Below are 17491 nucleotides of genomic sequence, written 5' to 3'. Positions count from 1 at the left end.
GCACGAACAACATGATCGAACGATTGAACCGCGAGATCCGCAGAAGGACCCGTGTCGTGGGCGCATTCCCCGACGGCAAATCAGCCTTGATGCTCATCACCGCCAGAATCAGATACGTCACCGCCAACGACTGGTCCACACGCCGCTACCTGGACATGTCCCGCCTCCAGGACACCATACAGGAAGCGAACTGAAAACCCACACAGGCGGGCAAGAACCAAAGTGCGCAAGAACCCGGGCACTACCTCACGAAGGCACCATCATCGACGGATGCGGATCCGCATCCAGATGCACGCGATCAGGGAGGAGCTCCATGAGGCATGACGGCACCCGGAACGACGGCCTGGATTCCGTTATGCCACGTGATCCCGCCATGCCGTGTACCGCATCAGAGGCCCCGATCGCATCCGTTCCCGCCTCCGTCTCTCTTCCGGCTCCTTCTCTTTCGGCCCTCCCCGTTCCGACCCCCCAGAGCGAGACGACGGCTCTGTCGTCGCACTATCTGTGCTTATCATCGGCGTCCCCTGCGCCGCCTTCATCATCGCGGTCGCGCCCGCCATGCAGGAACGCCATCCGGGGTTCCCCCTCAACGGCCTCATCAGGGGCATGGCGGGACTGATAATTCAGGCCCTTCCCTTCGTCCTTCTGGGGGTCGTCGTCTCCGCCGCCGTGGAGACCTGGGTGGATGCCGATATGATCGCCAAACATCTTCCGCGCAGACGATCGATCGCCATGATTTCCGCCGCACTGTCCGGAGCGGTCGTTCCGATCTGCGACTGCGTGGTGGCCCCAACGTTCTCCAAGCTTCTCAGACGTGGACTCTCCCCCTGCCTCTGGCGGTGACGTTTCTGTGCGCGGCGCCGATCCTGAACCCCGTATCGCTGATCTCGACCTGGTACGCATTCCCCCATAACCATATGATGGTCGTCGCGCGCGCGGCTCTGGGATTCGCGACCGCCCTGGTGGCCGGATACTCGATGGCGATCCTTCCACCCCGCGGCCTTCCTCTGCGGGCGAGACGGACGCCGGCATCGTCGTCGCCGTCATCGGCATCGTCGTGCCCCACCGTCGCATCGGAGGACCGTCACGACGCATGCGCCATGACCGCGGACTTCCGTAGCGATCACGCGGGCACCTGCTGCGATCGACCGGGAATCGCCACGGACGGTGACGACACACTCATTGCTCGCAGGCATCGCCATGCATCGACGGCAATCACCTATCTGCGCCATATCCACGACGACTTCCTCACTCTGATGCCGCTCGTCCTCGTCGGAGTGGCCATCGCGACCGTGGTGCGCGTCTCCCTGGGAGACAACCCGGCGTCCGGCCTGTCCACGACGACGACGATCGTCGCCATGCTCGTGATGATGGTCTTCGCCTATCTGGGATCCATCTGCTCGTCGACAGACGCCGTGATAGCCGCGAGTCTGGCATCCGTCCTACCCGCGCCCGCCCTGCTCGCCTTCCTCGTCTTCGGCCCGATGATGGATGTGAAGAACACACTCATGCTCATGTCCGAATGCACCGGACGATTCACGGCCAGACTGATCGCGACGATCGCCGTTCCGGCCTTCCTCGTATGCGCCATCACCATTCCGCTGACGGAGGGACTGCTGTGAGTGCGCCGCGCCTCACCACGCGCCCGCCCGACGTCATCCACGCGCTGTGTCTGGCGGGATTGTCCGCCGGACTGGGGTGGAGCGCGTGGAGCGGGTCATATACGCAACTGGCGACCCCTCGAACCCTGCCGTTTCTGATCCTCGCGTCCCTGCTCGTGGGATGCCTCGCCGTTCTGTCGGCCTCCGGACGGCTGAACATCACGTCACGGCGTCTGAAGTCGACGCTGGTTGCCGTCGTCATACCCATGCTGGCCGTTGTCATACCGCTGCACTCCGCCGGCGCCGGTTCGGGATTCGATGAATACGCGGGCGGTCGGGCCATCGCCATAACGACCACGAACGGCGAAGGGCTGCACGGACTGGACAAAGCACATCGGCGGATCACCATCTCCGACGACGAGTTCGCGGATTGGTATGAGACGATCGACCACAATCCGTCGTCGTACGCGGGATACACGGTCACGGTCACCGGTTTCGTCAGCCGGGACGACGTTTCGGACGCGTCCGGCTCGGCGTCATCGGCCGAGTTCATGTTTTCACGTCAATTCATGTCCTGCTGCATTCTCGATATGACGCCGATCGGCTTCACCAGCTCGTGGGACTCCACCGCTTCGCTTAAGAACCATCAGTGGATCACGGCGACCGGGACCCTGACGGAGCGGCAGATCGGCCGCTCCGGACACCGTCATCAGGGGATGGTGCTGGCGATCACCAGCGTCGCGTCGGCACAGGCTCCCACGGGCTATTTCTACCAGCCATAATCGCCGGGAATCCTGGAAATCATAGTCGCGGGAAGGCATATTCAGCGGGAAGGCAATCAGAGGGAGCACATCACAGGACGGCGAGAACGCCGCCGTCCGTCTGGCGCCATCCCGCCCGACCGCACGCCCGAGCCTCTGGCCAATCCATCACATCGGCTCCGGCGCCATCGATCCGGCTCTACCCCATCGACATGTCCGACAGGCGTCCGTCGCGCATGGATAGGACGCGATCGCACCGGTCGATCAACCGTGTGTCATGGGTGACCATAACCACCGCACGGCCACCTCCATGCGCCTGACGCGCCAGAACATCCACGACGCCGTACGCCCTTTCCGAGTCCAGACTCGCCGTGGGCTCGTCCGCCAGCACCACGTCCGGATCCCCATACAGCGCCTTCGCGATGGCGACACGTTGACGTTCCCCGCCCGACAATGATTCAGGGTAGGAGTCCGCCACGGCGCCGACCCCGAATTCATCAAGGATCGAATCGACCCGCACACGATCCTCTCGGGTCCCCCGCCGTCGGCCGCACGCCCTGTCGAAGAGAGCGAACTGCTGTCGCACCGTCAGGAACGGCACGAGATTCGCCCCCTGGAGAACGAAACCGATATGATGCAGCCGCAGAGAGCCCCTCGCCCGCCGGGAGAGACCCGACATGAGCACGCCACCCACCCGCACGGCACCCGTGTCGGGAGTGCGCAGGCCACCCGCAATGGTGAGGAACGTGCTTTTCCCCGATCCAGACGGCCCCACCACCGCGACGAACTCACCCCGCGGAATCTTGACGTCGGTTCTGAGAAGGGCATGCACTACGTCGTCCCCATCACGATACGATTTCGACACGCCGTCAAGGTCCAGCGCCATGTCCGCGGCGTCAGCCGATACCCGTGTCCCCTTCATATCCTTCGCTTTCTTCATCATCCGATCGCCTCCACCGGGTCGATCCGAGACATCGCGCTCACGGAGAACAGCGCTGCCATCAAGGCGGACGCGATGAGAAGCGCACCGGAAAGAGCGATGACCACCGGATCGGCACGGTATGGCACCGCATCAGGAAGAGCCAACGACGTGCCCCATGTTCCCACGGCACCGGCGAGCACCCCCACCAGCGACAGAATCATGGTCTGGGCGACGATGGATCGTCCGAGAAAAGAATCCGACATGCCCTGCGCCTTCATGACGCCGAATACGGCGCGCTTCTGCAGGGTGAGCACATAGATGAAGACGCCCACGACCATCGCCGCGATACCGATGAGGAAGCCGATCATCAGGCCGAAGGTGAGAACCTGCGCGCGGTATCCCGGAAGATCGTCGATGAAATCCGAGATCGAGGACACCGCCACGTTCGAAGGTGCATGGCGTACCGTCCCACGAACGACAACGGCGTTCACCGCGCCATCCGACGTCGTCGCGTCCCCCGATGCCGCCATGCCATGCGAACCAGCCGCGGCGTTCGAGCTTTCGGAGCCCGCCGAGAACAATCCGGCCAACGTCGCGGAGGACATGTAGACCACGGGGGCCACGCTCAGCTGGGCGTCCTTCGTGAATCCCACGACCTTCACCGTCCTTCCGCCCGAGCGGGCGACGACAAGCCCGTCTCCCAAACGCACGCCATACCGAGAGGCGAGGGTCGAATCAACCACGGCCTCGCCGTCGGATGCGAACATCCGACCGTCCGAAACCGCAGGCGAGAGAAATCCATCACTTGCGATTCCCAGAAGACTCGCATCGATCTTCTGACTGCTGTCGTCGGACCCGGAGGCGTCGGCATCCTTCTCCACCACCGCCGACCGCTGGGATAGAGTCGCCTTATATGTCGCCCTGATGGCGGAGACCTGCGTCGGATCAAGGGAGGACATGGCCAGCGTTCCGTTGGAATCGTCGGAGAGGACGATCTCATCGGCCTTCCAGGAGTCGATGGCGGAACGGTTCTCGCGTGCGAGCCCGTTCGACAGCCCCGCCAGAAAGAAGACAAGATAAGCGATCAGCAGTATGACGAGGACGACAAGGGCATATCGAAGCCTGTTATGGCGTATCTCGTTGATGGCCAGAAACATCGATCCTCCTCGGCCACGACCGGTGACATCCACCGGATCTCTCCGGACAGCTTCGCACAGACGCCGACGTCATGGCCCGGGCTAAGCTGCCGGCTCAATCTCCATATCGGGAGATGCATCGTCCGACGAGCTGGCCATCGACCGTCCATCGCGGCGGTCGGCGATCGACGTCAGCGCCCACAGGATGCTCGTCACGTCGATGACCTCCTGAATGATGGCCCCCCAGACCGCGGGAATGAAACCGAATCCGGCCACGACCATGCACAGCACCGCGGCCGCGAGCCCCCCATACACGGCCTGACGCATCACCCTGCGGGTCTGCCGCGATATGTCGATCGCCTTGGGGACCATGGCGATGTCGTCGTTCATGATCACCACCTGCGCGGATTGGGACGCAGCGTTCGAAGAGCCATCCGTCATGGCTACGCCGATGTTCGCGGCCGCGAGCACGGGGGCGTCGTTGACGCCATCGCCGACCATCATCGTGACGACGCCGGGATCCTTCAGACCCACCATGCGCCGAAGCGCTCCACGCATGAGGCCGCGCGCGCCCTCATGCTCGCCGACGCGATCCGAATCGTCGTCCCGGGCCTGACGCACCGCCTCGACCTTGTCCTGAGGAAGAAGACCGGCACGCACATCCCGTATCCCGACCTCGCCGGCGATGGCCGCCGCCGAGATCGCATTGTCACCCGTCAGCATGGTGATGCGCGGCACCCCCATGTCACGCAGTCCGGCGATTGCCGAGCGCGAATCGCTCCGCGCCACATCCCGCAGCACGACGCGTCCCATGGTGATTCCATCGAGTCCCACGTATGTGGCCATTTCGTAGGACGTCAGATCGGGCAACTGCTCGAGAGCCCGAGACGCTGGTTCGGACGCCGAGACGAACGATGCCCTTCCCACGCGGACGAGATGTCCATCCATCCTCGCCTCGACGCCGCTTCCCATGATCTCCTGCGCGTCCTCGATATGGGGCGCGGTATACGACCCGGTGGCGAGAACGTCACGGGCGGCGCTCTCCACGCCTTTGGCGAGTACGTGCGAGGAATGCGATTCGACCATCCCGGCGATGACGAGGAGCTCGTCCGCGTCGATTCCCGATTCCCGCGCATGCGCGCTCAACTCCACCCTCGACACCTGAGGGCGCTTTACCGTCAGCGTTCCCGTCTTGTCGAAGAACACGTGACTGACCGATCCGAGATCCTCAAGCACATCCTGCGCCTTGATGACGATTCCGTTGCGTGCGAGGCGTCCGGTCCCTCCCATAAAGGCCACGGGGGCCGCGATCAGCAGGGGGCATGGCGTGGCGATGACGAGCACCTGGGCGAAGCGCAGGGCATCGCCGGATACCGACCAGGCCAGAAAGGCGATGGCGAACGAGACGACCGTGAACGGCACGGACAGCATATCCGCGGTGCGAACCGCCTCCGGACGCGAATCCTGAGCGGAGCGAACAAGATCCACGATCTTCTGGTACTGAGAGTCGCGGGACTCGGCGACGGCCTTCACCGTGATGGCCACACCGGTGTTGACGCCTCCGGACGCTATCGTCTCGCCCTTCCTGACATCCACGGGCAACGGCTCGCCGGTGATCATCGACATGTCCACTGTGGCCGTGGTCTCGCAGACCACGGCATCGACGGGAACGGTCTCCCCTGGTTTGACGAGAAGCATGTCGCCTACACGAACGGCGTCCACGGGTATCGTCTCCCATTCGTCCGGTCCGCTGAAACGATGGGCCTGGGATGGCGCCGCATCCACCAAAGCCGCGAGATTCCGCTGCGCGCGCGACTGTGCGTACTCCTCGATCGCGCGTCCCGAGAAGATCATCACCACGACGATCCAACTCGCCCAGTATTCACGCACCACGACCGTGGACATCAGCGCCACGATCGCCAGAACATCGACCCCGACATGACCGCGACGGATGTCATGGACCATTCCCCAGACGGACACCAGAACCGTGGCGATCGATATGGCCACCAGCAGGGCCACCGCCGTCGTCCTCATCGGGTCCCACATCACGCCGGCGACCAATCCCAGAATCCCGAGGGACATCAGGGCGATGACATTGCCGCGGGAGCGAGCCGGCATCCTCCGCGTCCGACCATCCCCGGATCGTCCCATGCGCCTCATACGAAGCCTCCCATCATTCCGCCGTCCCAGCGGCGGCCGTCCTGCACTGATCCGGACTCAGCCTAGGACAGCCAAAAACGTGGGAACCACAACATTGTGAGTTTGATGGGACGAACTTACATCCTTATGGACCGACGCGAAATGATGGACCGACGAGGAAACGCCGGCGGAATCACCGCCCTCCCTCGGCGAGTTCCCCTGCGATGGACGACGCCATCCACCTGCAGACATCCGACGTCGTCAATCCCTGGGACAGGAGGAACATGAGCTTCGTGTAGGTGGCTTCGAAGGTCATGTCGTCGGCACCGCAGATTCCAGGACGATCCATGGACGCCCCGGCGCCATACCGGCCAAGCATCACTTCCGCCTGTGGGCACTGGGACGTCACCACAACGGGAACGCCGGAATCCGCCAGATCAGCGACAAGCCGCGACATTCCGGGCTCGTCGCTGGGTATGTTGCCCACGCCGTAGGTCCGAAGAACCACCGCGTCAGGACGGGGATCGATCATGCGGGCGAGCCGCTGCGCTCGAACACCGGGAACGAACGTGACGACAGGAACGTCATATCGGCGGTAGGGACGCGGGTCGGTCCAGCCACGCCCCTCCGCATCCATATGCGCCCAGTGCCAGGGAGTTCCGGATTGCGCCACAGGGCCCGTGGATGGCGCCTCGAACCCTTCGAAGGCCCATGAGGACCGCTTGGTCACCCTGTTCCCCGCAAAAAGATGATGTCCGAAGAACAGCGTGACGCCCCTCGCCTTGCCGGACAGAGCCGCGTTGATCGCCCCCGTGACGTTGGCCGTCGCGTCCGACACGATGGTGCCGAGCGGATGCTGTGACCCCGTGAGGATCACCGGCCTGTCGAAGTCGGTCAACGCGTAGGACAGGGCCGCCGCGGTGAAGGCCATCGTGTCGGTCCCGTGAAGGACGACGAACGCGTCCGCGGAATCGTGATGCGCCCACAAATCGTCGATAATCGACTGCCAGCTTTCCGGAGTGGCGTTCGATGAGTCGATCAGCGGATCGAGTTCCGTCAGCGTGACGTCTTCCGTTCTGAGATCCGACTCGTCCTCGAGAAGCCGATACAGCCAGCCGCGAAGATCGGCGCCGGGAACAAGCCCCCCAGCCGACTCCACCATGCCGATGGTTCCGCCGGTGTACGTCACATGGATCCGCGTCATTGGCGATCGCCCACTTCGAATTTCGCGGCATCGCGCGCGGCCTCCTCCGGCGTGAGAACGTCGGGCTGGTCGTCGGCGAGATCGATGCTCTCCATCATCTGATCGTTGATGCGGCCCCTGACCGCATACCATCCGACCACCATGGCCACGACGACGACGGCGAACAACGCCAGCGTCCACCGGCCGGACGTGCTGACGAGATTGGAGACCACGACGATGACGAAGAATGCCAGGGACAGATAGTTCGTGAAGGGCGCTCCCGGCATGCGATAGGAGGGACGGGTCTCCTTCCCCTCGCGCACGCGGCGGAGGAACGCCAGATGGGTGACCAGAATCGCCGACCATGTCCCGGCGATGCCGATTCCCGCGAGGTTCATGATGATGTCGAAGGCGTCGGAGGGAAGGAGCGCGTTGAGCACGACGCCCAGAAGTCCCAGAGCCGCGGTGATGGCGATCCCGCCGGCCGGCACATGATGCTTGTTCATCACGCCCGCGATCTTCGGCCCCGATCCGGCAAGCGCGAGCGAGCGCAGGGTGCGTCCCGTCGCGTACAATCCTGCGTTCAGAGAGGACAGGGCCGCCGTAAGCACGACGACCTGGATAATCGATCCCGCGTAGGGAACGCCGAGCCCCGCGAAGAAGGTGACGAACGGCGATTCGTTCGATGAGTACGCGGTGTAGGGAAGGACAAGGGACATCAGCGCGACGGAACCGACATAGAACACGAAGATGCGGATGATCATCGAATTGATGGCCTTGGGTAGGATCCTGCGAGCGTCGCCCGCCTCACCCGCCGCGACGCCGACCATCTCGGTGCCTCCGAATGCGAACACCACGCCGAGCGTCAGCGCGAAGACGATGGGGAAGCCTTCGGGGAAGAACCCGCCATTCGCCGTGATGTTCGCCAGACCCGCATGACTTGATCCCACGGGAGCGCCCGTCACGATCGCCCAGATGGCCACGACCATGAAGATGAGGATGGTGGCGACCTTGATGGCGGCGAACCAGAACTCGGCCTCTCCGAACAGCTTGACGCTCATGAGGTTCATGACGAACACGAGTATCAGCGCGCCCAGGGCCAGCACCCACTGCGGCACCACCTGAAGGCTTTTCCAATAGTGGAAGTACACCGCGACGGCGGTGATGTCGGCCATGACGGTGGTGGACCAGTCGAGGAAGAACAGCCACCCGGTGACGTACGCGCCCTTCTCCCCCAGGAACTCACGCGCATACGAGACGAACGCCCCGGACGAGGGACGGCGGATCGCCAGTTCCCCGAGCGCGCGCACCATAAGGAACGCGAAGACCCCGCAGACCGCATAGGCGATGGTCAGACCCGCACCGCCCTGCGCCAGACGCCCCCCTGCGCCGAGGAACAATCCCGTTCCGATGGATCCGCCGATGGCGATCATCTGGATGTGCCGGGGCTTGAGATCCTTGGCATATCCGGAATCTCCTGCGTCACGTGTCGAAGCTGGCTTCGACGTGGCGTCGCTCGTGGATGACGTGGTCATGGACGCGCCTTTCTTCCGGTCTTCTGGCTGGCATATGCCCGCGCCAATCGCGCGATGCAGTATTCGTAATATAACGGCAATGTTTCCGTAATATATACACGCCATCAACCTCACGGCGCCCATGATCCTTCAGATGGTGACCTCCACATCGACCTGGGCGGGGGAACCGGCCCGCATCCGCGTCCGTCCGCCCGACCCTCGACCGGACGGACGCGGCATCACGCGAAGATGGCGACGAATATCCATGCCCCGATGATGGCTCCCGCGATCGGAGCGACCACGGGGATCCAGGCTTCTGACCATCGCGAGGACCCCTTGTGGGGGATCGGAAGGATCTGGTGGAGGATTCTCGGTACAAGGTCTCGAGCCGGATTCAGTCCGGGCCCCGTGGGCCCTCCAAGAGACGTGACCAGTCCCCAGACGATGAAGCCGACGACGATGGAGGCCACCGCCGGATCCTTCTGACCCCATGGAAGGGATAGCGAGCACAATGCGCCCAGAACAAGGATCAGTGTTCCGAAGAACTCGTTGACGAAGTAGTTGCGCCGCCATCCATCGGCGTCGGTGGTGCTGAACGTGGCGAAGATGGCCTCGGCGTCCTCGGTGTCCTGATAATGCGGATAATACGCCTCGAAGACGATCAGCTGACCGACCGCCGCCCCCAGAAGCTGCGCGATGATGTAGGGAAGGACCAGCGACCAGCCGAACATGCCCGTGACGGCCTGGGCGATCGTCATGGCCGGATTGATGTGGGCTCCGGAAATCGCACCGAACATGAGGACGGGGAACATGACGCCGAAACCGTATCCCATGGCGATGTTCAGCCAGCCCGCGCTATGGCCTTTGGTGTTCTTCAGCTCGACGTTGGCCACGGCGCCGTTGCCGAACACCATGAGTATCGCCGTGCCGATGAACTCCGCCGCCAGTTTTGTGAAAAGGGAGTATTCCACTGCCGTTCTTTTCTCTCGCCGCGCGCGGTCATCGGCACGTCCCGGCCCAGGTTGGTCAGGCATGGCTGTGTCGGGGCCTTCCGGCCGTGCGCTGTTGTTGGATGGTTGCCTCGCGCCGCGAGGCGACGCAAACAGCCCAACACCTTACACCGCCCCATGCCCTAGCGATCCGATGACTTCGAGACCCAGCTACGTGTCGATACCCGGCTGTGTCGATACCCGGCTGTGTCGCGCGATCTGACGACGGGACGCGTTCTACTCCCCTGACTCTTCCGGCTCCGCCGGGCGCGTGGGCAGGGTCACAGACGCCTGTAGGCGAAATCCCTGATATCGTCCAGAATCCTTCTGCTTTCCGGCAGCCATGACATGCATACCGAGAAAACATGCCCCAACGTGGTTCCCGAATCGGGACGGCAATCCCTAACCTCCATGTCCCTCCCGGCACGGGAGAGACATGCCGCAAGCTCCAGCGTCTCCGCCTCGAGAAAGTCGTCGCTGCTGGTGATGAGAAGAGACGGCGGAAGCGTCACGTTCGATACGATGTCGCCGAAGAACCGATGCCTATCGTCGATGGACGACAGACCCCCGAAGAACATGGGCCCCAGTATGTCGAGCACGGTTCTCGCATCACGGCGTCCAGTCGACGGGCGGCCACCCAGATACGGCGCGAGATCGTACAATCCCGAGACCAGAGCCATTCCCGCCACGGGCGTATGGGCGCGGGCCACGCCGTAGTCATGGGCCATGTCATCGGACCCCATGATGGCGGCGGTGTACAGGGCCAGCGTTCCGCCAGCCGAATCGCCGGTGAGAAACACCTTGCGGGCATCCACCGGATAGTCGACCAGATGCGTGTCCATCCATGAGAACGCCGCGCCGATGTCCCGCAGCTGTCCGATGAAATCCGTCTGCGGTGCCGGACGATAGTTAAGCGACACCACGGCGAACCCGCGATCGGCCAGCTGGACGCAGAAGTTCCTGTTGAGCTCCTTGTATCCATAGACGAAGCCGCCTCCGTGGATGTCGACGAACACCGGAAGGGAATGCCCGCCACGAACCACGGCATCGTGCGGAAGATAGACGTCCAGAAGATGGCCTCTCACGCCGTCGTCGATATAGGGGATGTCCGTGATCGCGTCCACTTCCTCGGGCATGCGCCAATACGGGACCCGCGACATGTCGCCCGAGGCGAAGGCCAGACGTGTTCTGAGGATGATGTCGGCTATATCTGGCGGGCATGCGGTTCCGCTGAGATCGTCTCCGATCTCCGTCCACGTGGCGTCATGCGGATCTCCCGCTTCGGGAGGCCAGGCGACGGACTCGGATCCCGTCATGGTGCTCGAGTCACGCGCTCCCGTATCGGCACCCGCTGAATTGACACCTGTCGAATCGATACCTGTCGAAGAGTCATCCCCACGCTGATGTTCCATGTTCATACGACACCCATCCTTTCTGAATCGCTTCCGTCACGGTGTTTCCGTTACGTCCGCAACACAACACGACGACGACCACAACACCACGACGACGCGGTCACAACGACGGCGACTCCAGAGCCGGTCCCGAATCCGAATCCGAGTCCTGAGCCGCGTCCCCGTGGCACCGCTCGATGAGCACGAGCCGCGACGTGAAATCCCCGTCCCTGCGTCCGCTGGCCGGATCCACCGCCTGCGGCATGAGGATGCCCAGGTTCATGAGCTCGTCGCCATAGTAGGTCCCGGACGATGAATCCGCGCCCGGATCCGCGAGCTTCGCAGCCGAGTCGAAAAGACTGACGGCGTACAGGGCCTCGCAGTCGAGACCACGGGGACGAATCCGGCAGGTGGGCGGATTGGGACGGCTGAGGATCCTCAGACACTCGACGATCACCGTGTTCCCGTCATGGGAGGCGACCTGCCATGCCATGAGGTTCCCATCGCCCTCGTACGGCGATACGAGCCTTGTGAGGACTCCTCTCTGGAATACGTCGCGATGGGAGACGTAGAAGGAGATCTGCCTTCTCATCTCGGACAGATCCTGCGCGGACGTGGTCGAGATGTCGAGCTCGTATCCGAGATCGCCGAAGAAGGCGACGTCTCCGCGGGTGGACAACGGCGTGACCCTGCCCGTCTCGTGGTTCGGCACGGCCGACACATGCGCACCCATGGTCGACTGCGGATATCCATAACTCGTCGCGTACTGGATCAGGGCCCGTTCCACCGCGTCCGTGTCGTCGCTCAGCCACGCCTGCGGCGCGTAATACATCATTCCCAGATCGAACCGGCCTCCTCCCGACGCGCACGACTCGAACAGAACGTCGGGATGCTCATGCGTGAGCCGGTCATACAACGCGTAGACCCCCATGATGTACCGGTGGAAGAACTCCCCTTGTCTGCCGTCGTCCAAGGCCGCGCTGTACGCCTCGGTGATGTTGCGGTTCATATCCCATTTGATGTAGTCGATGTGGGCGGCGGATATAAGACGGGACATCCTGATCGCCAGATGGTCGACGACCTCGGGCCGCGCCATGTCGAGCACATACTGGTTGCGTTGCGGGGTGAGCCCACGATTCAGGGGCACCATCCACTCCAGATGCGTGCGATGGAGATCGCTGTCCATGTTGATCATCTCGGGCTCGAACCACAGACCGAATTCCAGACCCATGTCGTGTATCCGGGAACTCAGGGAAACGATCCCGCCTGGCAGTTTGCGGCGATCGGCATCCCAATCGCCCAGGGAAGTCGTGTCGTCGTCGCGATGCCCGAACCACCCGTCATCAAGAACGACGAGCTCGGCTCCTATATCCTTGGCGCGACTGGCTATATCGAGAATCCTGCCTTCATCGAAATCGAAATACGTGGCCTCCCAATTGTTGACGAGCACCGGCCTGTCGCGTCGCGCGAAACGCTGATTGACCACATGCCTCATGACGAACGCCGACTCCCGGACGCAGCCGGGACCGCGTCGGATGGTTCTCGCGCGACCATGCCCCGGAAAGCTGGATCAGATCATAGCCGCGGTCGGGAAGGTCAAGCGACAGGCTCATGGCCGATTCGATGACGACCGGCTCCGATCCTCCATTGGCGATCGTCGCGGAGCGCACGATGACGTCCTGATGGGGGAAAACCGCATACCGCAACGTCAGCAGGCACCCCGTGGGAGCGTCACGGAGATCCACCGTCAGCGTGTAGGAGTCGTCGCCATCATCGTCGAAGGCGCAGGGCATTCCCGGCAGCCGCGCCACGCCCTTTTCGGAGGAGAACCCCTCGTAGCGGAACTCCGTGGTCCGACTTCCGTTCGTCTGCCTTAGGACGAAGGCGGGGGCACGGAAATCGCTGTGTCCCCATGAAGGATATTCGAACATATGCAGCTCGGGCTGGATATCACCGGACGACAGATGCCATGCCGGCGTCGCGGGACGCTCCTCGATATCGACGGGATCGACAAACGCGCCGCGACGATGGAGGATCGGGCCGAAATACCGGTGCTCAAGCTCACCGTTGCCCAGAACCCGAAAGACATAGCTCAGCAAACCCGTTCGAGAAAACCGTAGCATCCCATGCCGATGACGCGCGGGCCGCGCGGGCCACCCCACCGCCTGATAGACTCCAAGCGGATTCAGGGAGGCACCATGCTCGAACCAACAAACACATACACGCCATCCGCGGACCGATACGACGTCCTTCCCTATCGACGCTGCGGCTGTAGCGGACTTCGGCTTCCGGCCGTGTCGTTGGGATTCTGGCACAACTTCGGTGACACGGCGGCCATGGACCGCATGACGTCGTTGTGCCTGACCGCCTTCGACAACGGCATCACCCATTTCGATCTGGCCAACAACTACGGGCCCGAACCCGGAAGCGCCGAGCGAAACGCCGGCGTGATCATCCGACGGCAGCTGGCGCGTCATCGCGATGAGCTCGTCATCAGCACCAAGGCCGGATACGAGATGTGGCCGGGGCCGTACGGTGACTTCGGAAGCCGCAAATACCTCCTGTCCTCGCTGGACGCGAGTCTGCGGCGTCTGGGATTGGACTACGTGGACATCTTCTACCATCACCGCCCGGATCCCGACACTCCCCTTGAGGAGACCATGGGGGCGCTGGAGCAGGCCGTGACAAGCGGCAAGGCCCTGTATGTGGGGTTGTCCAACTACGACGGGGAGCTGCTCAAACGAGCCGCGGCGATTCTCACGGATCGTCACGTCCCGTTCGTCATCGCCCAGAACCGGTACAACATTCTCGACCGGACCATCGAATCCAACGGGCTGCTCGACGCCGCACGATCACTGGGCAAGGGACTGATCACCTTCTCCCCTCTGGCGCAGGGTCTGCTGACCGACCGGTACCTGAACGGGATCCCGCAGGATTCGCGCGTGGCCATCGACCACCGATTCCTTCATGAGGACGACGTGGACCGCGTCCACTCGCAGATCGTCGCGCTGGCGGGTATCGCCGAGGAACGCGGGCAGACTCTGGCGGAGATGGCTCTCGCCTGGCTTCTGCGCGAGGACGGGGTCACCAGCGTTCTCATCGGAGCCTCTCGTCCCGCGCAGATCCTCGATGACATCCATGCTCTGGACAACACGTCGTTCAGTGGCGATGAACTCGCGCACATCGACGAGATCGCCGCGAGCGGACGACACTGAGACGTCCGGCGGACACGCTCTCCACACCGAATCCGCCGATCCGTCGATCCGCAGGAGGTCCTGCCACGACGATCGTCGTGGCACCAGCCGAGAGCTACCCCAGTGGGACGGGGATCACCACAGGAAGATCGCATGCCTCCACGTACCCCGTTAGTCCTCCGTTGACGACGGATGGAATGAGATTGACCACAGGGGCGGCCGATGTGACGTATCCCTCCCGATCGGGTATCAGACCGTCGATCGTCGCGTCGACCACTGCGGGCAGCCCCTCGATATGGATCGTGTTGGATATGGGCAGCTCGGGCGTCTGTTTGTGGCAGACCTTGTGCACGTATTTCAACGCAGCCACCTCACGGTCATCCTTCATAAGCGACATGGTGAAGCGGTGGCCGTAGATGGACCCTTCGGGAACAGGTCCCTTGATGGTCTCCAGATCGCATGGCGCCGTGAATATCTCATGCTGACAGAAGAACCTGTCGTAGGTCAGACCGATCCGATCCGCCATCTCGTACACTCCGGAGGAATAGTAGGAGTAGATGAACTTCGCCAGAAGGTCCCTATCGGAGTCCGGTTGCGGATACTGGGAAGGATCGCCGCCATATGAGAAGACATCGACCCATCCGGAGGTATTGTGCCAGTCATCCTCGCCCGATTGAACGACGATCCTATCGACGCGTCCCATGGTGCCTGCGATGACAAGCGGGATGTAGGAGGCGTAGTCGCCCGGCAGAAGTCCGAAGGGGACGAATGCGACCCCATGGCCGCGGGCGTGTGAGTCCAGAAGCGCATACACCTCTGGCTGGCTGTCCTTGCAATGATAGACGGGTATGGTAGTCGCGACGTTCTTTCCCGCATCCAGCGCCCTGACCGTGCGGATGGCCGACGGCATGAAGGAGCCCTTGTCGTCCATGTCGGTGGGACAGAAATCCAGGACGACGTCGGCGTCCATGGCGAGCGCCGCGTCGATGTCCGACGTGACCTCGACTCCGACGGGTTCGAATCCGAACACCTCTCCCGCGTCCCTGCCGACCTTTCGCGGATCGACGTCGACCGCCGCCACCAATTTCAGCGTGTTTCGACGTTCGGATATCATTCGGACCGCGGATCTTCCCACGTTCCCCAGACCCCAGATGATGACCTTGTATGTACGCATAACGCCTTCGTCCTTTCGAAGGGCCTCCGCCGCACGGTGCCGTCCGTGGACTGCATCGTCCCCAGTGGCTTGCGGCGCGTCCGGATGAGTTCCGGATACGTCACAACGTACACCCGGATTCCGGTCGCCACGCTCCGTTTCGCCGACGCTTCGCGGTACGCCCGTTGGCGGATTCATCCTGGCGGCATCATGCGCGCACCCGGCATCGGAAAAACGCAGGCATCCATAAAATCGCGTTCCGATCTCACCATAGTGACATCATCAGGCTTCAGCGATAGCATCGGATGTGGATGGGAGACCACCCGCACAGTCCAATATCAAAGGAGATATTGCCATGAGAACGATACTATGCTCACCCGGAACGTACATCCAGGAGGACAACGCGCTGTCGACCCTCGCGGAGAACTGCGAGACGCTGGGCTCCGCCGGCGCCTATCTGATCGTCGACCCCTTCATCGACGACACCTATCACGATGAGATCGTCGCCAGCTTCGAGGCTGGTGACCTGCACCACCACGTGGAGCGTTTCGGCGGTGAATGCTCGATGTCCGAGATCGAGCGCCACCAGTCCCTTATCGGATCGTGCGATGTGGTGGTCGGCATCGGCGGCGGCAAAACCCTCGACACCACCAAGGCCGTCGCCCATTACCTCGATCTTCCCGTGATCATCATGCCGACTGCCGCGTCCTCGGATGCCCCCTGCTCGCGCCTGTCGGTGGTGTACACCGACGACGGGCAGTTCGACCACTACCTCCCCCTTCCGAAGAATCCCGATATGGTCGTCATGGACACCATCCTCATCGCCAAGGCGCCCGTGCGGTTCCTCATCTCGGGACTGGGCGACGCATACGCCACGTACTTCGAGGCCTTGGCCTGCGAGAAGTCGAACGCCATCACCATGACCGGAGGGCATGCTACCAACGCCGCCCTTGCCCTCGCCAGACTATGCCACGACATTCTGGTGGCGGACGGTCCCAAGGCCGTGGCGGCGGTGAAGCACGGGATTCTCACGTCCGCGGTCAACAACGTCATCGAGGCCAACACGCTTCTCAGCGGTCTGGGATTCGAGAGCAGCGGGCTCGCGGCGGCCCACGCGATCCATGACGGACTGACCGCCCTTGAGGGGACCCACCGGTATCTGCATGGCGAGAAGGTGGCCTACGGCACGCTCGCGCAGTTCGTTCTGGAGAACAGGCCGGAGAAGGATCTCCGGGAGGCCTATGGTTTCTTCCGTACCGTGGGCCTGCCGACCAGGCTCGCGGGAATCGGCATCGCCGACGCGACGGACGAGGATCTTCTGAGAGTCGGTGAACTGGCATGCTCCGAGGATGACACGATGTCGAACATGCCCTTCGAGGTGAGTCCGGTGGACGTCGCAGGGGCGCTCCGGGTCGCCGACGAGATCGGATCGTCGTTCGAGTAGCCGCGTTTCATGCAGGGTGATGGGCCCGGGGATCAAACGCACAGACAGATATGCGACACTGGGC

At 62.9% G+C, this 17491-nt stretch carries 16 protein-coding genes; 6 read left to right on the top strand and 10 right to left on the bottom strand.

The features are described from left to right. The 4 genes from BMIN_RS02775 to BMIN_RS02765 form a co-directional block, all read left to right on the top strand. Window positions 1-194: transposase (locus BMIN_RS02775; protein WP_193345791.1), on the top strand; the 194-nt coding region annotated here is incomplete at its 5' end. Window positions 195-504: 310 nt separating this feature from the next. Beyond that, the gene (locus BMIN_RS08715; RefSeq protein ID WP_051913489.1) at window positions 505-843 is read left to right on the top strand and encodes a permease; all 339 of its coding nucleotides are present in this window, start codon (window positions 505-507) and stop codon (window positions 841-843) included. Then, complete coding sequence (locus BMIN_RS08710; RefSeq protein WP_051126360.1) at window positions 840-1622, top strand: permease; 783 nt, start codon at window positions 840-842, stop codon at window positions 1620-1622. The genes BMIN_RS08715 and BMIN_RS08710 overlap by 4 nt, the downstream gene beginning before the upstream one ends. After that, window positions 1619-2383: a TIGR03943 family putative permease subunit gene (locus BMIN_RS02765; protein ID WP_022861424.1), complete on the top strand. Its 765-nt coding sequence runs from the start codon at window positions 1619-1621 to the stop codon at window positions 2381-2383. The genes BMIN_RS08710 and BMIN_RS02765 overlap by 4 nt, the downstream gene beginning before the upstream one ends. A 178-nt stretch (window positions 2384-2561) precedes the next feature. On the opposite strand, the gene BMIN_RS02760 is transcribed toward BMIN_RS02765, so the two are convergent. The 9 genes from BMIN_RS02760 to BMIN_RS08530 all read right to left on the bottom strand — a co-directional run bounded on the left by BMIN_RS02760 (window position 2562) and on the right by BMIN_RS08530 (window position 13759). Further along, window positions 2562-3305, bottom strand: coding sequence for an ABC transporter ATP-binding protein (locus BMIN_RS02760; RefSeq protein ID WP_022861423.1), 744 nt, complete (start codon window positions 3303-3305; stop codon window positions 2562-2564). Beyond that, window positions 3302-4441, bottom strand: coding sequence for an ABC transporter permease (locus BMIN_RS02755; protein WP_022861422.1), 1140 nt, complete (start codon window positions 4439-4441; stop codon window positions 3302-3304). Before BMIN_RS02755 ends, BMIN_RS02760 begins: the two co-directional genes overlap by 4 nt. Window positions 4442-4522: 81 nt before the next feature. Then, window positions 4523-6538: a heavy metal translocating P-type ATPase gene (locus BMIN_RS02750; protein ID WP_081648037.1), complete on the bottom strand. Its 2016-nt coding sequence runs from the start codon at window positions 6536-6538 to the stop codon at window positions 4523-4525. Window positions 6539-6752: 214 nt separating this feature from the next. After that, a complete protein-coding gene (locus BMIN_RS02745) occupies window positions 6753-7763 on the bottom strand; it encodes an asparaginase (protein WP_022861420.1) in 1011 nt (336 codons plus the stop codon). Further along, entirely contained in the window at window positions 7760-9277 is a 1518-nt protein-coding gene (locus BMIN_RS02740) for an amino acid permease (RefSeq protein WP_022861419.1), read from the bottom strand. Before BMIN_RS02740 ends, BMIN_RS02745 begins: the two co-directional genes overlap by 4 nt. A 218-nt stretch (window positions 9278-9495) precedes the next feature. Further along, entirely contained in the window at window positions 9496-10227 is a 732-nt protein-coding gene (locus BMIN_RS02735; RefSeq protein WP_022861417.1) for an MIP/aquaporin family protein, read from the bottom strand. A 299-nt stretch (window positions 10228-10526) separates the two neighbouring features. Then, the gene (locus tag BMIN_RS02730; protein WP_022861416.1) at window positions 10527-11663 is read right to left on the bottom strand and encodes an alpha/beta hydrolase; all 1137 of its coding nucleotides are present in this window, start codon (window positions 11661-11663) and stop codon (window positions 10527-10529) included. Window positions 11664-11757: 94 nt separating this feature from the next. Continuing rightward, complete coding sequence (locus BMIN_RS02725) at window positions 11758-13131, bottom strand: alpha-galactosidase (protein ID WP_156097299.1); 1374 nt, start codon at window positions 13129-13131, stop codon at window positions 11758-11760. Next, window positions 13043-13759 (bottom strand): glycoside hydrolase family 36 N-terminal domain-containing protein, encoded by a 717-nt coding sequence (locus tag BMIN_RS08530; RefSeq protein WP_156097298.1) that lies wholly within the window; start codon window positions 13757-13759, stop codon window positions 13043-13045. Before BMIN_RS08530 ends, BMIN_RS02725 begins: the two co-directional genes overlap by 89 nt. Before the next feature lie 75 nt (window positions 13760-13834). Between BMIN_RS08530 and BMIN_RS02720 the strand changes: the two genes are divergently transcribed. Beyond that, window positions 13835-14851 (top strand): aldo/keto reductase, encoded by a 1017-nt coding sequence (locus BMIN_RS02720; RefSeq protein WP_022861415.1) that lies wholly within the window; start codon window positions 13835-13837, stop codon window positions 14849-14851. A 94-nt stretch (window positions 14852-14945) separates the two neighbouring features. Here the strand turns inward: BMIN_RS02720 and BMIN_RS02715 are convergent, their stop codons facing one another. Continuing rightward, on the bottom strand, window positions 14946-16004 hold the full coding sequence (locus BMIN_RS02715; RefSeq protein WP_022861414.1) for a hypothetical protein: 1059 nt from the start codon (window positions 16002-16004) through the stop codon (window positions 14946-14948). A 334-nt stretch (window positions 16005-16338) separates the two neighbouring features. On the opposite strand from BMIN_RS02715, the gene BMIN_RS02710 reads away from it, so the two are divergent. Beyond that, entirely contained in the window at window positions 16339-17427 is a 1089-nt protein-coding gene (locus BMIN_RS02710) for a glycerol dehydrogenase (RefSeq protein WP_022861413.1), read from the top strand. Window positions 17428-17491 lie beyond the last annotated feature (64 nt).

This window comes from Bifidobacterium minimum (assembly GCF_000741645.1).
Classification (GTDB): Bacteria; Actinomycetota; Actinomycetes; order Actinomycetales; family Bifidobacteriaceae; genus Bifidobacterium; species Bifidobacterium minimum.
This window is presented reverse-complemented; position numbering and strand designations above follow the sequence as displayed.

What these genes read in the sequence shown, in the direction of transcription:
- BMIN_RS02760 (WP_022861423.1), bottom strand. Translation starts at nt 3,305, where the DNA reads ATGATGAAGAAAGCGAAGGATATGAAGGGGACACGGGTATCGGCTGAC.
- BMIN_RS02755 (WP_022861422.1), bottom strand. Translation starts at nt 4,441, where the DNA reads ATGTTTCTGGCCATCAACGAGATACGCCATAACAGGCTTCGATATGCC.
- BMIN_RS02750 (WP_081648037.1), bottom strand. Translation starts at nt 6,538, where the DNA reads ATGCCGGCTCGCTCCCGCGGCAATGTCATCGCCCTGATGTCCCTCGGG.
- BMIN_RS02745 (WP_022861420.1), bottom strand. Translation starts at nt 7,763, where the DNA reads ATGACGCGGATCCATGTGACGTACACCGGCGGAACCATCGGCATGGTG.
- BMIN_RS02740 (WP_022861419.1), bottom strand. Translation starts at nt 9,277, where the DNA reads ATGACCACGTCATCCACGAGCGACGCCACGTCGAAGCCAGCTTCGACA.
- BMIN_RS02730 (WP_022861416.1), bottom strand. Translation starts at nt 11,663, where the DNA reads ATGAACATGGAACATCAGCGTGGGGATGACTCTTCGACAGGTATCGAT.
- BMIN_RS02725 (WP_156097299.1), bottom strand. Translation starts at nt 13,131, where the DNA reads ATGAGGCATGTGGTCAATCAGCGTTTCGCGCGACGCGACAGGCCGGTG.
- BMIN_RS08530 (WP_156097298.1), bottom strand. Translation starts at nt 13,759, where the DNA reads ATGCTACGGTTTTCTCGAACGGGTTTGCTGAGCTATGTCTTTCGGGTT.
- BMIN_RS02720 (WP_022861415.1), top strand. Translation starts at nt 13,835, where the DNA reads ATGCTCGAACCAACAAACACATACACGCCATCCGCGGACCGATACGAC.
- BMIN_RS02715 (WP_022861414.1), bottom strand. Translation starts at nt 16,004, where the DNA reads ATGCGTACATACAAGGTCATCATCTGGGGTCTGGGGAACGTGGGAAGA.
- BMIN_RS02710 (WP_022861413.1), top strand. Translation starts at nt 16,339, where the DNA reads ATGAGAACGATACTATGCTCACCCGGAACGTACATCCAGGAGGACAAC.